This is a genomic window from Sphingomonas aurantiaca (assembly GCF_003050705.1).
GTDB lineage: Bacteria > Pseudomonadota > Alphaproteobacteria > Sphingomonadales > Sphingomonadaceae > Sphingomonas > Sphingomonas aurantiaca.
The window spans coordinates 285,344-305,331 of record NZ_QAOG01000002.1; the positions used below are offsets into that span (position 1 = coordinate 285,344).

General features: G+C 67.4%; 21 protein-coding genes. 9 read left to right on the forward strand and 12 right to left on the reverse strand.

The window, feature by feature from the left end; genetic code table 11:
- Positions 1-15: 15 nt before the first annotated feature.
- From C8J26_RS06755 to C8J26_RS20825, 3 genes are all read left to right on the forward strand, one after another.
- Positions 16-573, forward strand: a complete 558-nt coding sequence (locus C8J26_RS06755; protein WP_244185197.1) for a TadE family protein — start codon at positions 16-18, stop codon at positions 571-573.
- Positions 570-1,220, forward strand: coding sequence for a TadE/TadG family type IV pilus assembly protein (locus C8J26_RS06760; protein ID WP_244185198.1), 651 nt, complete (start codon positions 570-572; stop codon positions 1,218-1,220). The genes C8J26_RS06755 and C8J26_RS06760 overlap by 4 nt, the downstream gene beginning before the upstream one ends.
- A 184-nt stretch (positions 1,221-1,404) precedes the next feature.
- Positions 1,405-2,715: a hypothetical protein gene (locus C8J26_RS20825; RefSeq protein WP_244185199.1), complete on the forward strand. Its 1,311-nt coding sequence runs from the start codon at positions 1,405-1,407 to the stop codon at positions 2,713-2,715.
- A gap of 245 nt (positions 2,716-2,960) precedes the next feature.
- Here C8J26_RS20825 and rplL read toward each other — a convergent pair whose 3' ends face one another.
- From rplL to C8J26_RS06810, 9 genes are all read right to left on the reverse strand, one after another.
- Positions 2,961-3,335, reverse strand: a complete 375-nt coding sequence (gene rplL / locus C8J26_RS06770) for a 50S ribosomal protein L7/L12 (RefSeq protein WP_031392842.1) — start codon at positions 3,333-3,335, stop codon at positions 2,961-2,963.
- A 64-nt stretch (positions 3,336-3,399) separates the two neighbouring features.
- Positions 3,400-3,915 carry a 50S ribosomal protein L10 gene (rplJ, locus tag C8J26_RS06775; RefSeq protein ID WP_055879768.1) on the reverse strand — a complete coding sequence of 172 codons (516 nt, stop codon included), beginning with the start codon at positions 3,913-3,915 and terminating at the stop codon, positions 3,400-3,402.
- 277 nt (positions 3,916-4,192) lie between these two features.
- Positions 4,193-4,966, reverse strand: coding sequence for a HesA/MoeB/ThiF family protein (locus tag C8J26_RS06780; protein WP_107957261.1), 774 nt, complete (start codon positions 4,964-4,966; stop codon positions 4,193-4,195).
- Positions 4,967-4,971: 5 nt separating this feature from the next.
- The gene (locus C8J26_RS06785; protein WP_056419895.1) at positions 4,972-5,442 is read right to left on the reverse strand and encodes a hypothetical protein; all 471 of its coding nucleotides are present in this window, start codon (positions 5,440-5,442) and stop codon (positions 4,972-4,974) included.
- Positions 5,439-5,876 carry a dUTP diphosphatase gene (gene dut / locus C8J26_RS06790; protein ID WP_107957262.1) on the reverse strand — a complete coding sequence of 146 codons (438 nt, stop codon included), beginning with the start codon at positions 5,874-5,876 and terminating at the stop codon, positions 5,439-5,441. The genes C8J26_RS06785 and dut overlap by 4 nt, the downstream gene beginning before the upstream one ends.
- A complete protein-coding gene (gene coaBC / locus C8J26_RS06795) occupies positions 5,873-7,060 on the reverse strand; it encodes a bifunctional phosphopantothenoylcysteine decarboxylase/phosphopantothenate--cysteine ligase CoaBC (RefSeq protein WP_107957263.1) in 1,188 nt (395 codons plus the stop codon). Before coaBC ends, dut begins: the two co-directional genes overlap by 4 nt.
- 9 nt (positions 7,061-7,069) lie before the next feature.
- Complete coding sequence (locus C8J26_RS06800) at positions 7,070-8,158, reverse strand: DUF2079 domain-containing protein (RefSeq protein ID WP_244185200.1); 1,089 nt, start codon at positions 8,156-8,158, stop codon at positions 7,070-7,072.
- 61 nt (positions 8,159-8,219) lie between these two features.
- A complete protein-coding gene (gene ubiB, locus C8J26_RS06805; protein ID WP_107957265.1) occupies positions 8,220-9,752 on the reverse strand; it encodes a 2-polyprenylphenol 6-hydroxylase in 1,533 nt (510 codons plus the stop codon).
- A 241-nt stretch (positions 9,753-9,993) separates the two neighbouring features.
- Positions 9,994-10,743, reverse strand: a complete 750-nt coding sequence (locus tag C8J26_RS06810) for a class I SAM-dependent methyltransferase (RefSeq protein ID WP_056419881.1) — start codon at positions 10,741-10,743, stop codon at positions 9,994-9,996.
- A 56-nt stretch (positions 10,744-10,799) separates the two neighbouring features.
- On the opposite strand from C8J26_RS06810, the gene mutM reads away from it, so the two are divergent.
- The 3 genes from mutM (at position 10,800) to dnaA (ending at position 13,903) form a co-directional block, all read left to right on the forward strand.
- Positions 10,800-11,615 (forward strand): bifunctional DNA-formamidopyrimidine glycosylase/DNA-(apurinic or apyrimidinic site) lyase, encoded by an 816-nt coding sequence (gene mutM, locus C8J26_RS06815; RefSeq protein ID WP_107957266.1) that lies wholly within the window; start codon positions 10,800-10,802, stop codon positions 11,613-11,615.
- 94 nt (positions 11,616-11,709) lie between these two features.
- Positions 11,710-11,973 (forward strand): 30S ribosomal protein S20, encoded by a 264-nt coding sequence (gene rpsT / locus C8J26_RS06820; protein WP_031394736.1) that lies wholly within the window; start codon positions 11,710-11,712, stop codon positions 11,971-11,973.
- A gap of 445 nt (positions 11,974-12,418) precedes the next feature.
- Positions 12,419-13,903, forward strand: a complete 1,485-nt coding sequence (gene dnaA / locus C8J26_RS06825; RefSeq protein WP_107957589.1) for a chromosomal replication initiator protein DnaA — start codon at positions 12,419-12,421, stop codon at positions 13,901-13,903.
- Between the two features lie 158 nt (positions 13,904-14,061).
- On the opposite strand, the gene trpS is transcribed toward dnaA, so the two are convergent.
- The 3 genes from trpS to secB are packed head-to-tail and all read right to left on the reverse strand — an operon-like array spanning position 14,062 to position 17,194.
- Positions 14,062-15,069 (reverse strand): tryptophan--tRNA ligase, encoded by a 1,008-nt coding sequence (gene trpS, locus C8J26_RS06830; RefSeq protein WP_107957267.1) that lies wholly within the window; start codon positions 15,067-15,069, stop codon positions 14,062-14,064.
- 8 nt (positions 15,070-15,077) lie between these two features.
- The gene (gene murJ / locus C8J26_RS06835; protein WP_107957268.1) at positions 15,078-16,643 is read right to left on the reverse strand and encodes a murein biosynthesis integral membrane protein MurJ; all 1,566 of its coding nucleotides are present in this window, start codon (positions 16,641-16,643) and stop codon (positions 15,078-15,080) included.
- A gap of 26 nt (positions 16,644-16,669) precedes the next feature.
- A complete protein-coding gene (gene secB, locus C8J26_RS06840) occupies positions 16,670-17,194 on the reverse strand; it encodes a protein-export chaperone SecB (RefSeq protein ID WP_107957269.1) in 525 nt (174 codons plus the stop codon).
- A 212-nt stretch (positions 17,195-17,406) separates the two neighbouring features.
- On the opposite strand from secB, the gene C8J26_RS06845 reads away from it, so the two are divergent.
- The 3 genes from C8J26_RS06845 (at position 17,407) to C8J26_RS06855 (ending at position 19,986) form a co-directional block, all read left to right on the forward strand.
- Positions 17,407-18,006 (forward strand): Tim44/TimA family putative adaptor protein, encoded by a 600-nt coding sequence (locus C8J26_RS06845; RefSeq protein ID WP_425275400.1) that lies wholly within the window; start codon positions 17,407-17,409, stop codon positions 18,004-18,006.
- Between the two features lie 203 nt (positions 18,007-18,209).
- The gene (gene mltA, locus C8J26_RS06850; protein WP_208631355.1) at positions 18,210-19,382 is read left to right on the forward strand and encodes a murein transglycosylase A; all 1,173 of its coding nucleotides are present in this window, start codon (positions 18,210-18,212) and stop codon (positions 19,380-19,382) included.
- Complete coding sequence (locus C8J26_RS06855; protein ID WP_107957591.1) at positions 19,357-19,986, forward strand: Smr/MutS family protein; 630 nt, start codon at positions 19,357-19,359, stop codon at positions 19,984-19,986. Before mltA ends, C8J26_RS06855 begins: the two co-directional genes overlap by 26 nt.
- Positions 19,987-19,988: the final 2 nt, after the last annotated feature.

Consider the following 19,988-nt stretch of genomic DNA (forward strand, 5'->3'; position numbering starts at 1 on the left):
AGGCTGCGCACCGACGTGCGCGGCGTCACCATCGTCGAGTTCGCGATCATCCTGCCGGCGATGCTGTCGCTGATCTGCGGCGCGATCGAGTTCGGTCACATGCTGTTCGCGCGGGTCGTGCTGGAGGGCGCGGTGACCGAAGCCGCGCGCGCCGCGACCGCCACGCTCGAGACCAAGGAATCGGAGCGCACCGCGATCATGCGCGCGAGCATCGCCAAGTCGATGAGCGATTTCGGCACCGCGCCCGGCAAGTCGATCGAGATCGTCACCACCGTCTATCGCGATTTCAGCACCGCATTCCCCGAAACCTACACCGACGCGAACGGCAACAAGCAATATGACAAGGGCGAACCCTATGTCGATCGCAACCGGAACGGCATGTGGGACAATGCGACCCCGGTCGCCGGCAATACGCTGGGCGGGCCGGGCGACGTCGTGAGCTACACCGTGAGATTCCCCAAGCGGGTCCTGTTCGGGTTCGTGGGGACCGCGATCGGCTATGGCGCGGGCGTGATCCCGGTATCGGCCTCGACGGTGGTCCGCAACGAAGCCGTCGTGACGAGCGCGTCGTGAGGCGCGCCCCGCTGATACCCGCGCTGCTGCGTACGCGGCGCGCGGTCGCGATGCTCGAATTCGCGCTGGCGCTTCCGCTGTTCCTGGGGTTCGTGCTGACCGCGATCGAGTTCGGTAACTACGTCATGGCCAATAACCGCGTGCAGCGGCTTGCGGCGATGAGCGCGGATCTCGTCGCGCAGAGCGGTACCGGCGATATCGGCATCGGCGAGGCGCAGATCTACGACCTGTTCAGCGCACTCGACCTGACCGCGCGACCCTATGATCTGCGCAACGACGGGCGGATCGTCATCACCGGCGTGCGCGGGACCGACACCGACAATAACGGCACGACCGAGAACCAGATCCTGTGGCAACGCTTCGACGGCGGCTATGTCATCGCGCCGCAGGTGGGCTGCAACAAGACCGTCACCACCGCGTCGCTGCCCGCTGGCCGGCGGTTGCCGCTGGGCGAGATCCTGTTCCACGTCCAGGTCAGCTATCGCTATCGGCCGATCCTGACGGATATTCCGTTCCGCATGCTCTCGCTGCCGGTCGATTTCACGCGCATCGCGATGTTTCGCGCGCGCAACAAGGATTTCCAGTCGCCGACGCCCGACGACCGGTTTCCGCCCAAGGACAAATGCACGACCGCGAGCGGGCTGTGAGCGATCGTTCGGCCGCTGCGCGTGCCGGGCAGGCGGGCAGGGGAGTGGCCTGAAGCACCCGCGCGGTCATCACGTTTCACCGCTACCCCGGCGCGGCTCGTCGCATCGCGGGTTGCCGTCGGGCGTCGTTCAGCCTCCCCCGCCCACAACGCCGCGACGACCGCGCGCAGGGGATTTTTCGACGATGACGACCGATCGCGGGGCGCTGGCCGCCCTGCTCGCCACCATGACCGTGCTGACGTTCGCGATTCCGGCAATGGCACAGACCGAGCAGACCGCGCCGGTCCGCGGGCTGGAAGGGCTTGCCAATCCTGCCCCGCAGACCACGACGATCCCGATCCCCGACACGCCCAAGATCGCGCTGCCGACCGAGACGCCGGCACCTCGCCGCGCGGCCCGTCCGCGCGCGAAGGACGAGTCCGCTCCGGAAAAGACCACCGCCGACCGTCCCGCCGCACGCGACGAGCAGCAGATTCGGCAAACCCGCCCCTCGACGACCGCGACCCGCTCGCCTGCTACCGAGCCTGCGCCGGTGACGACGCGCACGCCAGAGACGGTATCGCCGCCGCCAGCACAGGACGTTGCTCCGACCGACACGCAGCCTGCCGCTCCCCAGACGGCCCCGTCCCCGCAACCCGCTGTCGAGCAACCCGTACCGGCTCCGGCTCCTGTCACGCCGGCCGAGTCGACGGTCTCCGCGCCGGAGACGGGCAGGGCGATGCCGCTCTGGCTCTCGCTCGCGGCGATCGTCGTGGTGCTGGGCGCGCTCTGGGCGCTTCGCCGCACGCCACGCGGACGCAGGCAGGACCGGATCGAGGCCGAACGCGTCGTCGAGCCGATCGCGCCGCCGGCCCCGGAGCCCGTTGCACCCGCTCCCGTCTCCGCGCCGGCCGAGCCCGCGATCACTCCGGTCGCTCCTGCCGCCGCGCTGCATGCCGTCGCGGTCGCAGGACCGCAATTCCTCGAACCTCGTGCAAAGACGCCGGCGGCTGCACCACGTGCGCGCCTGACCTGCGATCTCCGCCCGTTGCGCGCCGGGCTCAACATGCTCAGCGCGACCGTCGAGTGCGAGCTTGTCGTCACCAACACCGGCACCGTGCCCGCCACCGCGATTCGCACCGGCGTCGCGCTCCTGACCGCGCACGCAGGCCAGGACACCGATCTCGCTCAGTTCAATGCAAGCCCGGTCAGCCGACCGGCCGCGCCGCCATTCGCGCTGGCGCCGGGTGAGACGCGCACGATCCGCACGGTCGTCGCGATCGCACGTGAGGCGATCCAGACGATGACCGCCGCCAACCGGCCAATGTTCGTCCCCGTCGTCGCCACCAACATCCTCTATGCCACCGCAGGCGACGACGCGCAGACTGCGCGCGCGTGGGTCATCGGCATCGAACGCGTCGACTCCGCCAAGCTCGCGCCGTTCTGGCTGGATGGTCCCGCCAAGATGCATACGAGCGTCGCGGCACGGCCCCACGCGGCGACCTTCGACCGCTAGGCGTTGGCGGCCGCGCTCTTCGGGGCGCGGTCAGGCTGCTACGCGTCCATTTCTGTGCGCCTTGGGTGCGCGTTTGGGCGGAGGGCACATACGAAAAAGGGCGACCCCATCGCTGGGGCCGCCCTTTTCTGTAGCTGCGGCCAGCAGGGGCAAAGCCCCTGCTTCGTCGGTCGGCATGAATGCCGCCGGCCGGCCTTTGCGGGGAGTGCGCTTTAGCGTGGCTAAAGCGTCTCTCCCGCTGCGGCTTACTTGACCTCGACGGTCGCGCCAGCTGCTTCGAGCTGTGCCTTGATCTTGGCGGCTTCGTCCTTCGACACGCCTTCCTTGACGGCCTTGGGAGCCGACTCGACCAGCGTCTTGGCTTCGGTCAGGCCGAGCGACGTGATCGCGCGGACTTCCTTGATGACGTTGATCTTCTTGCCACCGTCGCCGGTCAGGATGACGTCGAATTCGGTCTGCTCTTCTGCTGCAGGAGCAGCTGCGCCGCCGCCTGCTGCCGGTGCTGCAACCGCTGCTGCGGCCGAAACGCCCCACTTCTCTTCGAGCAGCTTCGAAAGCTCAGCTGCTTCGAGAACGGTCAGTTCGCTCAGGCTCTCAACGAGTGCGTTCAGGTCTGCCATGATAAATCTCCATCTCGGGGCACATGCCCCATCAGTTCAAAAAGTAACGAAAGAGCCTGCAAGATCAGGCGGCTTCCTTCTCCGCGTAGGCGGAAAGCACGCGCGCGAGCTGCGCTGCCGGAGCCTGCGTGATCGTTGCCAGCTTCGTGGCAGGTGCCACGATGAGGCCAACGATCTTGGCACGCAGTTCGTCCAGCGAGGGCAGCGTTGCGAGCGCCTTCACACCGTCGACGTCGAGGGTCGTCGCGCCCATCGCCCCACCCACGATTTCGAACTTGTCGTTCGTCTTCGCGAATTCCACGACCACCTTGGCGGCCGCGACGGGATCGATAGAGCTGGCCAGACCGACCGGACCCGTGAGCATGTCGCCCAGCGAGCTGTAGTCGGTGCCGTCCATGGCGATCTTGGCAAGCTTGTTCTTCGAGACCTTGTAGGTCGCGCCGGCGTCGCGCATCTTGTTCCGCAGCACAGTGGACTGTGCGACGGTCAGGCCGAGGTTGCGCGTCACAACGACGACGCCGACCTCGGAGAAGGTGCGGTTCAGCTCGGCTACGGCCGCGGTCTTTTGATCACGATCCATGCCATTCTCCACGTTTTCAGGTTCACCATTTGCATGGTGGACCCGGTTACTAACCGGAGGCGCAGACAAGCCCGCGTCTCCGGGTGTCTCGTCGATGGGGCATGGGAGAGGGGCGGCACGCAGATGGGCCGACAAAATCTCATTCCCCGTCTAGGTGGGAGATTAAGCACCGGCAAACCCGACGCACCCACTGTCTCGGACGGAGTTCGACGAGCGAGCCCGCCGAACGAAGCCGCGCCTTAGCGGAACTGACGGGGGAGTCAAGGCTGTGCGGGGCTTAGTCGGCCGGCCGGGCGGACCCCGATCCGCAACCCCGGCAACCCGGATCCTTGGGCAGCCGGATCGTCCGGAACCGCAGCGCGAGCAGATCGATCAGTAGCAGCTTCCCCGCCTGATCGTCGCCGAACCGCGCGATCGCGCGCAGCACTTCGAGCGCGGCGAGGCTGCCGAGCACGCCCGTGACCGGGCCGAGCACACCGTCCTCGGCACAGCTCGTCTCCGCGCGCTCGGGATCATCACCGACGAAACAGCGGTAGCACGGCTTGTCGGCTTCCCACCCGCGATAGGTGGCGAGCTGCCCTTCGAACTGGCCGACCGCGGCGGACACCAGCGGGATGTGCAGCGCATGCGCCGCGTCCGCCACGCAGAACCGGGTTGCGAAATTGTCGCAGCCGTCGAGCACTACGTCGGCGCCCGCCAACAGTGCAGCGGCATTGGCGGGGTCGATCCGAACGCGGTGAGTCGTGACCGCCACGTGCGGATTGATCCGCCGCGCGGCATCGGCCGCCGCCGAAACCTTGGCCGCGCCGGTATCGGCGGTCGTGAAGATCGTCTGGCGCTGAAGGTTCGAAGGCTCGACGGTGTCGTCGTCGATCAGGATCAGCCGACCGATACCCGCGGCCGCGAGATACTGGATCGCGGGGGAGCCAATGCCGCCCGCACCGACCACCGCGACCGTCGCGGCCTTGAGCTGGGTCTGCCCGGTGCCGCCGAATTCTTTCAGGACGATATGGCGGGCGTACCGGGTCAGCTCGTCGTCGGACAGCGTCATGCCGGTCAATTGCCCGTCCACGCGAAGGTCATGCTGGTGCGGTACCAGGTGTCGCCCTGCGGATCGCCGAGGTCGAGCGAATCGCGCGGCGTCCCGACAAGCACGCCGGCGGCATATTGCTCCACCGTCGGGCAATCGATCGCGCGCGGCGTGACCCGGCGCAGCCTGCCTTGCGGCGTCGCGAGCACCGCCAGATCCAGCGTCAGCGTCCAGCCGCTATCGGTCCGGACCGCCTTGTCGCATCGTCCGGCAAGCACCTCGCCATGGACATAGGTCGACGTGTTCGCCTGCGTCGTCGCGGACCGGCGCATGCGCAGGACGGGAAGCCCGCTCCAGTCCTGCGGGGCCAGCGGGACGCCGGTCGACGGGCCGCCAGAGGGCGGAAGGCTCGGGACCGTCGGCGGCGAAGGGATGGGAGGTGTCGTCTGGGTGGGCGTCGCGACAACCTGGAGCAAGGCGAGCAGCGTGGCGATCATCGGCCGGTCGATCCGAAGCCACCCGCGCCGCGGACCGTGTCCTCGAGCGCGTCGACTTCACCGACCGACGCGCGCAGCACGATTGCGGGGACGAGCTGCGCGATACGGTCGCCGCGCGCGATCGCGAACGGCGCGTCGCCGAGATTGGCGAGGATCACCTTCACTTCGCCGCGATAGTCGCTGTCGATCGTGCCGGGGGTGTTGAGGCAGGTGACGCCGTGCTTGAGCGCGAGGCCGGAGCGAGGGCGGACCTGGACTTCGTGGCCGGCGGGAATCGCGATCGCAAAGCCGGTCGCGACCGCGGCGCGCGCGCCGGCGGCAAGCGTCAGTGCTTCGGCGGAAACGACGTCCATGCCCGCAGCGCCCTCGGTGGCATAGGCAGGCAAAGGCAGGCCTTCGCCATGCGGCAGGCGTTTGAGTTCGATATGAATCATGGCGCGGCTTCTAGCGCATCGGCGATGCGCTCCGCCAGTCGGGTGGCGACCGCATCCTTGGGCAGCCGCTCCCAGCTTTCGACGCCTGCTTCGGTGATAAGGTGGACGCTGTTGTCCGCGCCGCCCATCACGTCGCCCGACACGTCGTTGGCGACGATCCAGTCGGCGGTCTTGCGGACGCGCTTGGCGACGGCATGTTCGATGACGCGCTCGGTCTCGGCGGCGAAGCCGATCAGCAGGCGCGGACGGTGCGGGCTGCGCGCCAATGTGGCGAGAATATCGGGGTTTTCCGCGAGCATCAGTGTGGGCGTCGCCTCGCCCTTCTTGATCTTCTGCGGCACCGATTCGACGTGCCAGTCCGCAACCGCCGCCACCATGACCGCGGCATCCGCGGGCAGCGCATGGTCCACCGCGGCGGCCATCTCGCGCGCGGTCTCCACGTCGATCCGGTCGACCGCGGGCGGGGTGGGCAGAGTCACGGGGCCCGCGACCAGCGTCACACGTGCGCCGAGCCGTGCCAGCGCTGCGGCGATCGCGAAGCCCTGTTTGCCCGACGAGCGGTTGGCGATGTAGCGAACCGGGTCGATCGGCTCGTGCGTCGGGCCTGCGGTGACGAGGACGTGGCGGCCCGCCAGCCGTTTCGGCGGGGTAGGGGCGAGCATCGCATCGATCGCCGCGACGATCGCGGGCGGCTCGGGCAGGCGACCGGGGCCGTATTCGCCGCAGGCCATCATCCCCTCGTCGGGCTGCATCACCGTCACGCCGTCGGCGCGCAGCTGGGCGACGTTGCGGACCGTTGCGGCATGGCTCCACATCCGCACGTTCATCGCCGGCGCGACGAGCACGGGCTTGTCGGTCGCGAGCAGCAGCGTCGTCGCCAGGTCGTTCGCGAGCCCGGCGACCATGCGCGCCATCAGGTCCGCGGTTGCAGGTGCGACGACGATCAGGTCGGCCTGCCGGCTGAGCTGGATATGCCCCATCTCGGCCTCGTCCTTGAGATCCCATAGCGTCGTGTAGACCTTGTCCTCGCTAAGCGCGGCAAGCGTCATGGGGGTGACGAAATGGTGCGCGGACTCGGTCATCACGCAGCGCACGGCGTGGCCGCGGGTCTTGAGCAGGCGGATGAGTTCGGCCGCCTTGTACGCGGCAATGCCGCCGCCGACGATGAGGAGGATACGCGTCATGGGATGCGTCTAGCGGATTACGCGCGTCACCGTAATGCGCCGCGTATCGCGCGCGGCCGCGATCATGTCGCGCAGGCCGTCGACCGCGAACACGATCCCGACCAACAGCACCGGCGTCGTCATCAGCGCCCAATAGAAATTGTCGCTGCGCGCGAGCAGCGCGATCAGCGCGGCATAGCCGGCGAACATCGCGAGCGCGCGGGTCGCCGTGGCATCGCGCCACGCAAGCCAGCCGAACAGCGACGTTCCCAGCACAAGCGACGCGAGCCACTGCGGCAGGAGGTCGAGACCGGACGAGATCGTCGCGAGCGTCACGTAGAAGCCGAAGCCCTCGCGCCCGCTCCAGCCCGCCGACACGCGGTCGAGCGGGCCGGTGACCAGCGCGACGGCATAAGCGTGAAGCGCCAGCACTCCCGCGAAGATCACGATCGCGCCCAGCCAGGCGAGCGCCTCGCGGCGCGCGCCATCCTTCCAGGCAAAGACCGCCATGATCGCCACGTACAACAAAGCGGTTTCGCGGATCAGCATCGCCGACAATCCGAACGCGACCGCGGACAGCCAATGACCCGGACGGCGCAACGCGAGCGACAGCGCGATGAGTGGCCCGGCCCAGACTTCGTGGAACACCACGAAATCGGGATCGAGGTTCACGTAGAGCCCGCCAACCACCAGCAGGCCAGCGATACCGAGTGCGACCAATCCGGTCGTCTCGGGGCGGAGCCGCGTCACCCAGGCGAGGATCGTGGCGACGCACAAGAGCAGGAGCAGCAGGTTCACGATCGTCTGCGGCAACGCGGCCTGAATCACCGCCAGTGTCGGCAGGCGGACGGCGAAGAAGGGCTTCAGCGGATAATGGCCCATCCGCTGCGACTCGGCGGCGACGGTGTAATAGTTTGCGCCGCTACCGACCCCGGATACGATCGTCTGGTACAGGAGCAGGTCGGTTTGTCCCGGCGGTGGGCCGTCGACTGTAGCGACATTGGGGGCTGAGCCCGACCCTGCACTGGGCCGTGGCCCCGGCGATCCGAGCGCGGTCAGGCAGGCGGCGAGCAGAAGCACGAACAGACCAAGGCCGATCCTCGCCTGCGTGCGTGGCATTCCTGCGAACCGGCTCGGGCTGAGCAGCCATATCGGAGCAGCCCGACGTGTTCTCATGGCGTCAATTGAAGAGCAGCGTCGCCACGACGCCCGCCACCCCGGCGAGGACCGCGACGAGACCGTAGCGCCAGCCGCCGCCGATCCGGATCACTTCGATCTCGCGCAGCGGCATCGTCGGCGGCGCGCCACCGGGGGCGGGGTAATGTGCCTCGATCCGGCGGACCAGTTCGGGAAGCCGGGTCAGCGTCTGGAAATCGGCGATCAGCCGGTCGGCGATCATCGCCTCGGGACCGAGTTCGCCGCGGATCCAGTCGCGCACGAACGGCTCGGCGGCTTCCCACAGGTTGATGTCGGGGTCGAGGCTGGTCGCCACGCCCTCGACCATCACCATCGTCTTCTGGAGCAGCAGCAGATGCGGCTGAGTCACCATGTCGAAATCGCGCGTGATCGAGAACAGGCTGTCGAGCATCATGCCGATCGACATGTCCTTGACCGGCAGCCCGCGCATCGGCTCGCCGACCGCACGGAGCGCGGTGGCGAATTCGGCGACGTCGTGATGCGCGGGGACATAGCCCGCCTCGAAATGGATCTCGGCGACGCGTTTGTAATTGCCGGTGATCAGGCCGTAGAGGATCTCGGCGAGCCATACGCGCGCGCGCCGGTCGATCCGGCCCATGATGCCGAAATCGATCGCCGCGATGCGGTTGCCGGGGAGCGCGAACAGGTTTCCCTGGTGCATGTCGGCGTGGAAGAAGCCGTCGGCGATCGCCTGGCGCAGGAATGCGCGAACCAGCGTCTGCGCAAGACCCGGCAGGTCGTAGCCGGCCTCGACGAGCGCCGGCCGGTTCGACAGCTTGATGCCGTCGATCCACTCGATCGTCATGACCTTGGCGGTCGAGCGCGCCCAGTCGATCGCGGGGATGACGAAATCGGGCTCGGCGGTCATGCCCTCGGCGAGCTCGGACGCGGAGGCGGCTTCGCGGCGGAAGTTGAGTTCGCGCAGCGTCCAGCGCTTGAACGTCTCGATCGTGAGGCGCGGGCGAAGACGCATCGCCTCGGGGCTGAGCGCCTCGAGCTGTGCCGCCGCCCAGCTATAGGTGTCGATCGCGCGCGCGAAATCATCCTCGACGCCGGGGCGGAGGACCTTGACCGCAACCTGGCGTCCGTCGGTCGTGACCGCGCGGTGGACCTGCGCGATCGACGCCGCGCCGACCGGGACCTGCTCGATGCGCGAGAACAGCGTTTCCAGCGGCTTGCCGAAGCTCGCCAGCATCGCCGCCTCGATCGTCGCGTAGGGGACGGGGGAGAGCTGGTCCTGCAACCTGAGCAGGTCCTGCGCCGCTGCCTCGCCGACGAGATCGGGGCGGGTGGCGAGCGTCTGGCCGAGCTTGATCGCGGCGGGGCCGATCGCCTGAAACGCATCGGCATAGCGCGGCACGGCGGGCACGCGCGCGCCGAACCGGGCGATCCGCGCGAGCCGACGGACGGGCGCCGGCGTGTTGGGATCGCGCTCGATCCCGCGCAGCGCGCCGTGGCGGGCTAGGATGCGGCCCCATTTGAGAAGACGCCAGACGTGGGTGGTCGAGGCGGTCACAGTTGGTGCGTGTTCGAAAGAGAGATCGATTCACGCGAAGGCGCGAAGGCGCGAAGAGAAGTGAGAATGGGTTCGCGCGGAGGCGCGGAGGCGCGGAGGGGGTGCGCCCCGCCGCGGCTGCGGCTTTTCATCACCGGCGATGAGGGAGCGATGCGCTGTCGCGCGGGAGCGGCGCTTACTCTCCGCGTCTCCGCGTCTCCGCGTGAACCCCTCTTCGCGTCTTCGCGCCTTCGCGTGGTCACTAAATCTTCCAACCCGAGTGGATCGCAACCAGTCCGCCCAGCAAAGGCTCGACCTTGGTCTGCACGAAGCCCGCATCCGCGATCATGCCCTTGAACTTGGGCATGTCCGGGAACCGGCGGATCGACTCGATCAGATAGCGATAGCTGTCCGCATCCTGCGCGAGCAGCTGGCCGAGCTTCGGGACCATCTTGTGCGAATAGGCGTCGTACACCTCGGCGAAACCGGGCCACACCGTCGTCGAGAATTCGAGGCAGTAGAACCGCCCGCCACGCCGCAGGACGCGGTGCGCCTCACGCAGCGCCTTGGGGATGTCGGTCACGTTCCGGATCCCGAACGCGATCGTGTACGCATCGAAGAACCGGTCGGGGAAGTTCAGCGTCTCGGCATTGGCTTCGGTCCACACCAGGCCGTCGAGACCGCGCTTCTGCGCACGCTCCATACCGACTTCGAGCATCTGTGGGTTGATGTCGGCGACCGTGATCGACGCGCCCGATGGCTCCATGCGGAACGCGATGTCGCCCGTGCCGCCTGCCATGTCGAGAATCTGCTCGCCCTCGCGCGGTTTCACGCGGCGCACGAACCGATCCTTCCACAGCCGGTGCATGCCCCCCGACATCGCATCGTTCATCAGATCATATTTGCCCGCAACGTTCGAGAAAACGCCGCCGACGCGGGCGGTCTTCTCGGTGGCGGGGATATCCTCATAGCCGAAGGAGACGGTTTGGGGCGCGGGCACAATATCGTTCATAGCCTGCGCTCTAGCCGCGCCTTGTGGCGCGAGCAAACGCAACCTAGCTGCAAAGCGTGCCAGAGTTACCAGAAGTCGAAACCACCGTGCGCGGGCTGGAGCCCGTGCTGAAGGGCCAGCGCCTGACCTCGGTCGAGCCGCGCCGCGCCGACCTGCGCAAGGCGATCCCCGTCGACCTGCGCCAGCGGATGACGGGGGCGACCGTCACTGCGCTCGGTCGCCGCGCAAAATACGGGCTGATCGACACCGATCGCGGAGATACCCTTGTGTTCCATCTTGGCATGTCGGGGCGCTGGCGAGTCGATCCGAGCGAGCTCCTCGCGCATGATCACCTGCTGATCGGCACCGAGGCGGGGCGAGTCGTCGCGCTCAACGATCCACGGCGATTCGGCTTTCTCGATCTCTGGGCGACCGACGATATCGCCAATTACCCTCCTTTCCTCAGCATGGGACCCGAGCCGCTCGGCGCCGATCTGACCGCGGCATATCTGCTGGCAGCGCTCGAAGGACGCGGCGCGTCGATCAAGGCGATGCTGCTCGATCAGCGAATCGTCGCAGGGCTTGGCAATATCTATGTGTGCGAAGCGCTCCACATGGCGAGGATCGCGCCGACCCGGGCGGCGGGGCGAATCTCGGTGGTCCGACTCGAGCGGCTGGTCGAGGCGATTCGCACCGTGCTGACCGCGGCGATCCTGGCGGGCGGCTCGTCGCTGCGCGATTATGTCAGGCCCGACGGCGAACTCGGCTATTTCTCCAAGCAGTGGCGAGTCTATGGTCGCGAGGGCGAACCGTGCGAATGCGGCGCGATCGTCAGGCGGCGGACCGAGGGCGGACGGTCGACCTTCTGGTGTCCAACGTGCCAACGCGGTTGACGATCTGACGCAAAGTGGCTAGGGCCGCGGCTTCGAGAGGGCGTAGGAGCAATCCGGCGCCCCTTTTTATTCATTCGAACATCCAGAGGGCTTCATGGCGAACACGCCGCAGGCGAAAAAGCGTATCCGTCGCAACGACCGTCGCGCGGAAGTGAACGGCAACCGCGTCGGCCGTATCCGTACCTTCATCAAGAAGGTCGAAGCAGCACTTGCTTCGGGCGACAAGGGCGCAGCGACCACCGCACTGGCCGCGGCACAGCCTGAGCTCCAGCGCGGCGTCGCCAAGGGCGTGCTGCACAAGAACACCGCGAGCCGCAAGTTCGCGCGTCTGACCAAGGCCGTGACCGGGCTCGCCTAAGCGATCCGTCATTGCTGCGTGGATCACCCGCCGGGGTCTCTCCGGCGGGTTTTTTGCGTCTGCGAACAGAACATAGGATAAGTTCGCAGAACCCGAGGATTCCCCACGATTCGAGTGGTGCACGATTACGTCATGGCAAGTCTAAATTCGCAAAAAATGCGTAAAGACAGCCACTTATAAAAATATCGACGCATTTCCGCGGCTTGATCAAGTCAACCCGCTTTATTTCGAAAATGTGACGCGTCGGGGCCTTGCTCGGATCGCCGATCGCTTCATAACGGATCCCACAGCGACGGTGGTTTCCACCGCTGCAGCAACAATCGGGGCGAAGATGCCGGGTGACCCTTTGGGTCGTCGGGGCACCATTTTCTGTCGGGACTATATCACCTGCGCGCGTGTCGCGCGGGGTCGGAGAAGTGTGCGCGTGACGAAGTGGCAAGGAACGATGACCCACGCGACCGAGGCCGAAAAGGCCTGGGCTCGTGTGCGTACGTCCCTGCGGGAGTCGGCGGGGGCACGCTTGTTTGAGCAGTGGCTAAAGCCGATCGAGCTGATCCCGGGCGAGGATCGCGACACGATCCGCCTGGCGCTGCCTTCGGCGTTCATGACGAACTGGGTCCGCAACCATTACGCCGATCGACTCGTGCTCGAGTTCAAGCAGATCCTGCCCAACGTGCGTACCGTGCAGATCGAGACACGCGCTGCCGCGCGCGCGCCGGTCGTGCTGGCGATCGAGCCTGCGCCCGTCGCGGCGCCGGTCGTCGAACCCGAGCTCCTCAAGCCCAAGCCATCCGAGCCGGTCGCCGAACCCATCCAGGTCGTGATGAAGTTCGGGGTCGATCCCTCGCTCAAGCCCGCGCCGGCGGTGCCCGTCGCCGCACCGGTGGTGATGGCCGCGCCTGCCGAGCGCCCGCCGCTCGACCCGCGCTACACCTTTGCGCGATTCGTCGTCGATCCGTCGAACAAGGTCGCGTTCAACGCGGCCAAGGTGCTCGCCGAGCCGGGCCCCGTCCGGTTCAGCCCGCTATTCCTCCACAGCGGCACGGGGCAGGGCAAGACCCACCTCATGCACGCGATCGGCCATGCGTTCCTCGAGCATAATCCGCACGCGATCGTGCTGTGCATGTCCGCCGAGCGCTTCATGTATGACTTCGTCGCGTCGATGCGCGCGCGCGACACGCATGCGTTCAAGCAGCGGTTGCGCGGCGCCGACCTGCTGCTGATCGACGATCTCCAGTTCATCGCCGGCAAGGATGCGACGCAGGAAGAATTCTTCCACACGGTCAACGAGATCATGGCGGCAGGCAAGCGGCTGGTGATCTCCGCCGATCGCTGCCCACAGGCGCTCGAAGGCGTCGAGGCGCGGATCGTCAGCCGCATGTCGGTGGGGCTGGTCGCGGACATCAAGGCGCCCGACCTCGTGCTGCGTCGGACCATCCTCGACCGGAAACTGGTCGACCTGCCCGACATGCGCGTGCCGACCGACGTGCTCGACCTGCTCGCCAGCCGCATCCATGCGAACATCCGCGAGCTCGAAGGCGCGCTCAACCGAGTCGTCGCCTATGCGCAGCTGACCGGGGACACGATCGATCTCGACTTCGCGGTCGCCACGCTCGGCGAGGTTTTGCGCGGGGCGCAGAAGCGCGTGACGATCGACGAGATCCAGAAGCTGGTGTCGGCGCATTTCGAGCTAAAGCCGCTCGATCTGATTTCGGCCCGGCGCGCGCGGGCTGTCGCGCGGCCACGCCAGATCGCGATGTATCTCGCCAAGCGGCTGACGACCCGATCGCTTCCCGAGATCGGGCGCAAGTTCGGCGGGCGCGATCATTCGACCGTGATCCATGCGGTGCGCAAGATCGAGGAACTGCGCGATTCGGACCGCGATATCGACGCCGCGGTGCGCGTGCTGATGCGCGAGCTGGAAGGGTAAGGGTCTTCCCCATCATCCTGACGAAAGTCAGGATCCAGAGCCACAAACCGCAACGATCGTGACCCTGGATCCTGACTTTCGTCAGGATGACGGGAAGGGGGGGCGGCGGCGCTTATTCCTGCCGCCCGTCAGCGTTAGGGTACGCGCCCGGTCTCAGCTCAGACCTGCAATCCCATCGCGTCCTGCGTCTGCTTCAACACCGGCGCCGCCAGTTCGCGCGCCTTCTCGGCGCCGGCCTGCAACACCGCGGTCACCGCGCTGCGATCGTCGAGCAGGCGCACCATCTCGTCACGGATCGGCCCGAGCTTGGCCACCGCAAGATCGGCCAGCGCGGGCTTGAACGCGCCGAAGCCCTTGCCGCCATATTCGCCGAGCACGGTCGCCACGTCGGTATCCGCCAGCGCGGCATAGATCGTCAGCAGGTTGCGCGCCTCGGCGCGGTCGCCGAGCTCGTCGGCGGTCGCGGGCAGCAGGTCGGGATCGGTCTTCGCCTTGCGGAACTTGTCGGCGATCGTGTCGTCGCTGTCGATCAGCTTGACCACCGACTGCTCGGACGGGTTCGACTTCGACATCTTCGCCGACGCATCGCGCAACGACATAATCCGCGGCGCGGCCTTGCTGATCAGCGGCGCGGGGAGCGTGAACAGGTCGACGCCGTAATCGCCGTTGAACTTGGTCGCGATGTCGCGTGCGAGTTCGAGATGCTGCTTCTGGTCCTCGCCGACGGGTACGTGGGTCGCGTTGTAGAGCAGCACGTCGGCGGCCATCAGCACCGGGTAGTCATACAGCCCGACGCTCGCGCCCTCGCGGTTCTTACCCGCCTTGTCCTTGAACTGCGTCATGCGGTTCAGCCAGCCGACGCGCGCGACGGTGTTGAGCAGCCACGCCATCTCGCTGTGCGCGGGCACGCGCGCCTGGTTGAACAGGATCGACTTCGCCGGATCGATGCCCGCCGCGATCATCGTCGCGGCGACCTCGATCGTGTGCGACGACAACTCCGCCGGTGCGATCCATTCGGTCGGCGCGTGCAGGTCGGCGATGAAGAACATCGACTCCCCGCCCTGCGCCGCGACGTCGTCCTGCAGCGTCACCCACTGCTTCACCGCCCCCAGGTAATTGCCGAGATGGAGATTACCGGTGGGCTTGATGCCGGAGACGACGCGCATAGTGAAACCTATCTAGAACGACGCAGAAGCGTGGAGATGTCGCCCAGCCGGAACGCGCCGGTGAGCAATGTCGCGATCGCATAGACGACGCCGCCGGTCGCGACCAGCACCAGCATCGCTCCCCAGCGCTCGACGCTGGTACCCGTCACGAACGGCTGGAACAGGTCGTTGAGGAAATACATCACGCCGCCCATGATGAGCGCCGCGACCACCAGCCGCCATGTCCGCCGGACCAGCCGCGCGTCGGGCGTGAAGTGCCCGCGGCGGACGAGCGTGCGATACAGCATCGCGACGTTGACCGTGCTCGCGATCGCAGTGGCGAGCGGCGGGCCCATATGGCCCAGCGGCTTGATGAAGGCGAGGTTGAGGACGAGGTTCACGACCATCGACATCGTCGCATAGCGCACCGGCGTCTTCGTGTCGGAGCGCGCATAATAGCCCGGCGTCAGCACCTTCACGAGAATGTACGACGGCAGCCCGATCGAGAAGGCGGCAAGCGCCTGCGCGGTCAGCACGCTGTCGTCGAGCGCGAACTTGCCATGCTGGAACAGCGCGCCGACGATCGGCACGCCGCAGACGATCAGCGCTACGGTGGCCGGCAGCGTCAGGAACAGCGCGAGCTCCATGCCGCGATTCTGCGTCGCCATCGCCTCCGCCTCCTCGCCGCGGCCGAGCTGGCGCGAGATGGTCGGGAGCAGGACGGTGCCGAGCCCGATCCCGATCAGCCCGAGCGGCAACTGGTTCAGCCGGTCGGCGAAATAAATGTACGACACCGAGCCCGCAGGCAAGAGTGCGGCCGCGAGCGCGGTCGAGACGACGAGGTTGATCTGCACCGCACCCGCGCCGGCGGCGGCGGGCCAGATCAGCGACATCAGCTTCTTCACGTCGGGGTTGAGCTGCGGGCGCTTGAGGCGGAGCGAGACGCCCGACTTACGGCAGGCCCAGATCAACCAGCCGAGCTGCAGCGCGCCCGACACGGTGACCGCGATAGCCTGGTTGCGCGCGGTCAGCAGCGGCTGGTGATCATGGAACAGCAGCAGCGCGGCGATCAGCGTCGCGTTCAGCAGGATCGGCGCCGCGGCGTTGATCCAGAATTTGTGCAGCGAATTGAGGATGCCGCCAAGCAGCGAGACAAGGCTGATGAGCAGCAGATAGGGCAGGGTGATCCGCGACAGGTGGACGACATAGTCGAACCGCTCTGCGCTCGCGCCGTTGAACCCGAAGGTCAGGAGCCAGGTGACGGGCCAGGCCGCAATTTCGAGCAGCACCGTCATGCCGATCAGCACCGGCAGCAGTACCGACAGCGCGTCCTCGGCAAAGGCGATGCCGTCGGGCAGGCCGCGCCCATTCTTGTCGCCCACCTTCCGATTGAACATCGGAATGAACGCGGCGGCAAACGCGCCCTCGGCGAAGAGGGCGCGGAACATGTTGGGGAGGCGGAACGCGATCAGGAACGCGTCCGACGCGAACCCGGCACCGACGAACCGCGCAAACAGCGAATCGCGTACCAACCCCAGGACACGGCTGGCGAGCGTCAGCCCGCCGACCGATCCCAGCGCCTTGGTCAGGTTCATCTAGAGTGCGCTCCGCCCCCGGTCGATCAGGCCTGGCCGAAATCGCCGACATTGGGCTGGATGCCCTGCTGCTCCGACTGGGTCAGGTACAGCTGGCCGAAATCGATCGGCTCGAGCAGCAGCGGCGGGAAGCCGCCGTCACGCACCGCATCCGACAGCACGCGGCGTGCGAACGGGAACAGCAGGCGCGGCGCCTCGCCCAGCAGGAACGGCTGGACATGCTCGGCGGGGATGTTGCGCAGTCCGAACAGGCCTGCGTACGACAGGTCGACGATGAACGCGACCTGGCCCTCGGTCTCGGCGCGGACGTCGATCTTCAGCACGACTTCGTGCACCTCGTCGCCGACCTGCGCCGCGCCGATGTTGAACTGCACGTCGATCGCCGGCGGGGTCTGGTTCTGGTAGACTGCTGGCGCGTTCGGGTTCTCGAACGACAGATCCTTGACATATTGCGAGATCAGGCCGGCCGCGGGGATCGTGTCCTCGCCATTCGCGAGCGGCTGGTCGCCCATCTGGTCGGGGGCGGTCACGCCATTGTCCTGATCATCCATTCGTCGTGTCCTTGCGAAGAAGCGTGAAATAGGGACCGAAGCGGCACGCTTGCGCGTTCATATCGGTCAGGTGGCTGCGAGTAGCAGTGCCGACCGGGCGTTTCAACGGGCCCGGGTTTGAATAAGCGCAGCTTTGGCCTATGTTAGCCCGAAGATCGGAGGCACGGTTGTTTTACGTAGTTCTTCTCGCGATGGTTGCAGGCTTCTTGGCGATGCGACTGTATAGCGTGCTCGGCAAGCGGACAGGGCATGAACAGCCCTTGCCGCGTACGGCCGAGGACCGTCCCGCGATCGCCGCCGTTCCGCGAACGGTCGATGCGACGCCCGAGCCACGCGAGGTCGTCAGCCGCAATATCGAGCCGCGAGCCGAAGTTGGCCTGCGCGCGATCGTCGCCGCCGAGTCCGGGTTCGACGTCAACCAGTTCCTCGAGGGCGCGCAAGGCGCCTATCGGATGGTGCTTGAGGCGTTCTGGAAGGGTGACGAGGACGAACTCGGCTATCTCGCCGAGGACGACGTCCGCGCCGCCTTCGCCGAGGCGATCGCAGCACGCGTCGCGGCGGGCGAAATGCTCGACAATCGTCTCGTCTCGATCGAGCGCGCGGTGATCGCCGACGCGAGCGTGTCGGGCCGCGATGCGCGGATCACGGTACGCTTCGACGCGGACATCGCCGCGGTGACGCGCGATGGCGAGGGCACTGTCCTGGCCGGATCGCTGACCGACGCGGTCGAGACGCACGACGTCTGGACCTTCGCACGGACGCTCAAGAGCAGCGATCCGAACTGGAAGCTCGCCGACACCGACGAGGCGTGATCGTGCAGCTCAGAGGGCGCGCGCTCGGGGGCCTGGGTCTCTCGTTGCTGGTCAGCGCGTGCGTCGGTGGCGTTGAGCCGCCACGCTCGGGATCTGCGCCCGTCGGTCGCGGCAGCACGGCCGACAGCGATTCTCCCCGGGAACCGGTGCGCGTCCATCCCTCGCGCGATACGGGCGCTTCGCCCAATATCCGCGGGATCCAGATGCCCGCGCGGATCGTCGGCGCGGTGCCGATGCTTCCTGTTCCGGTGATCGCCCCGACTGCGCCGGTCAACGCGGCCGCTGCAGGCGTGGTCGCTGGCCCGGCAATCGCGAGCCTCCCGATCGACGAGACGCAGGCGCAGTCGGCGCTGTCCGCCTTCGTGACCAGCTGCCCGTCGCTGGTGCGGCGTACCGATACGTCCGGTCTCACACGTGGCGCCGATTGGCAGCCCGCATGCACCGCGGCGGCCTCGGTCCCTCGCGGCGGTGCGCGCGTCTTTTTCAACCAGTGGTTCGAGGCGGCGCAGGTCGGCGACGGCAAGGCGTTCGCGACCGGGTATTACGAGCCGGAGATCGCAGGGTCGCTTGAGCGGCGGGACGGTTATGCGCCGATCTACGGCCGGCCGAACGATCTGATCGATGTCGATCTCGGCGCGTTCTCGACCAGCTTGAAGGGCAAGAAGGTTCGTGGTCGCGTCGATCGCAGCAATCTGGTGCCCTATTATGATCGAACCGCGATCGAGCAGGGCGCGATCGACGGGCGCGCGCCGATCCTCGCCTGGGCGCGCGATCCGGTCGAGCTGTTCTTCCTTCAGATCCAGGGGTCGGGGCGGTTGCGCCTGCCCGACGGCGAGATCCTGCGGATCGGCTATGCGACGCAGAACGGCCGCGATTACACCGGCATCGGTGCGCTGATGAAGTCGCGCGAATTGCTGCAACCCGGGCAGACTTCAATGCAGGGCATCGTCGCCTGGTTGCACGCGCATCCCGCCGACGGTCAGGCGATCATGCGCGAGAATAAGAGCTTCGTGTTCTTCCGCGAGTTGGAGGGGGCGCCGCTGGGTGCGCTCGGCCTGCCCGTGACGGGTCAGGTGAGTGCTGCAGCCGACGTCAAGTTCGTGCCGCTCGGCGCACCCGTTTTCCTGTCGCTCGACCGGCAGGATGCGAGTGGGATGTGGGTCGCGCAGGATACCGGCGGCGCGATCAAGGGCAGCAACCGCTTCGATACGTTCTGGGGTGCGGGCCCGGCGGCGGAGTCGACCGCGGGCGGCATGGCGGGGCGCGGCACCGCGTTCCTGTTGCTGCCGATCGGTACCGTGCAGCGGCTCAACGGCCAGCGGTTCAACGGTCTAGCGAATGGGGCGCAAGATGGCGGGCCGACCCCTCAACCCTGACGAGGCGCAGCTCTGGGCGCGCGTGATGGCGAGCGTCCGGCCAATGCGCGCCGTCGCGGTCCGTATCCCCGAGCGCGCGCCGCCGTTGCCGCCACCGCCAAAGCCGCTGATCGGGCCCAACGGGAAGGTCATCCCGCCGCCGCCCGCGCCGATGGGCCGGGTCAAGCCGCTCGTCCGGACCGTCGTCACGCCGTTCGCCAGCCGACCCGGCGCGAAGCCGGGCGTCGCGCCGCGAGCGGCCGCCAGACCCATTACCGCGAACACGCTCGATGGCGGCTGGGACAAGCGGCTCACGCGCGGCGCGGTGATCCCCGACAGTTCGATCGACCTGCATGGGCACACGCTGGCGTCGGCGCATACGATGCTCGATGTCGGGCTGGGCCGGGCGATCGCGCGCGGAGATCGCGTGCTACTGCTCGTGACGGGCAAGCCACCACGACCCGAGAGCGAGCGCCCGCATGCCCGCGGCGCGATCCGCTCGGCGGTGACGGACTGGCTTGCAGGGTCGCGTCACGCGGACTCGATCGCCGCCGTCCGTGGCGCGCATCCGCGGCATGGCGGGCAGGGGGCCTTGTACATCGTCCTGCGCCGCGGGCGGGAATAGCG

Bases quoted from the DNA above. Each gene is read 5' to 3' on its own strand.
- coaBC (WP_107957263.1), bottom strand. From the start codon at position 7,060: ATGACGCGTATCCTCCTCATCGTCGGCGGCGGCATTGCCGCGTACAAG.
- C8J26_RS06780 (WP_107957261.1), bottom strand. From the start codon at position 4,966: ATGACGCTGTCCGACGACGAGCTGACCCGGTACGCCCGCCATATCGTC.
- C8J26_RS06785 (WP_056419895.1), bottom strand. From the start codon at position 5,442: ATGATCGCCACGCTGCTCGCCTTGCTCCAGGTTGTCGCGACGCCCACC.
- mltA (WP_208631355.1), top strand. From the start codon at position 18,210: ATGCCCGCGCGGATCGTCGGCGCGGTGCCGATGCTTCCTGTTCCGGTG.
- rpsT (WP_031394736.1), top strand. From the start codon at position 11,710: ATGGCGAACACGCCGCAGGCGAAAAAGCGTATCCGTCGCAACGACCGT.
- murJ (WP_107957268.1), bottom strand. From the start codon at position 16,643: ATGAACCTGACCAAGGCGCTGGGATCGGTCGGCGGGCTGACGCTCGCC.
- secB (WP_107957269.1), bottom strand. From the start codon at position 17,194: ATGGATGATCAGGACAATGGCGTGACCGCCCCCGACCAGATGGGCGAC.
- C8J26_RS06800 (WP_244185200.1), bottom strand. From the start codon at position 8,158: ATGCCACGCACGCAGGCGAGGATCGGCCTTGGTCTGTTCGTGCTTCTG.
- trpS (WP_107957267.1), bottom strand. From the start codon at position 15,069: ATGCGCGTCGTCTCCGGCATCAAGCCCACCGGTAATCTCCATCTCGGC.
- C8J26_RS20825 (WP_244185199.1), top strand. From the start codon at position 1,405: ATGACGACCGATCGCGGGGCGCTGGCCGCCCTGCTCGCCACCATGACC.
- C8J26_RS06810 (WP_056419881.1), bottom strand. From the start codon at position 10,743: ATGAACGATATTGTGCCCGCGCCCCAAACCGTCTCCTTCGGCTATGAG.
- C8J26_RS06845 (WP_425275400.1), top strand. From the start codon at position 17,407: ATGCGACTGTATAGCGTGCTCGGCAAGCGGACAGGGCATGAACAGCCC.
- rplJ (WP_055879768.1), bottom strand. From the start codon at position 3,915: ATGGATCGTGATCAAAAGACCGCGGCCGTAGCCGAGCTGAACCGCACC.
- C8J26_RS06855 (WP_107957591.1), top strand. From the start codon at position 19,357: ATGGCGGGCCGACCCCTCAACCCTGACGAGGCGCAGCTCTGGGCGCGC.
- dut (WP_107957262.1), bottom strand. From the start codon at position 5,876: ATGATTCATATCGAACTCAAACGCCTGCCGCATGGCGAAGGCCTGCCT.
- dnaA (WP_107957589.1), top strand. From the start codon at position 12,419: ATGACCCACGCGACCGAGGCCGAAAAGGCCTGGGCTCGTGTGCGTACG.
- rplL (WP_031392842.1), bottom strand. From the start codon at position 3,335: ATGGCAGACCTGAACGCACTCGTTGAGAGCCTGAGCGAACTGACCGTT.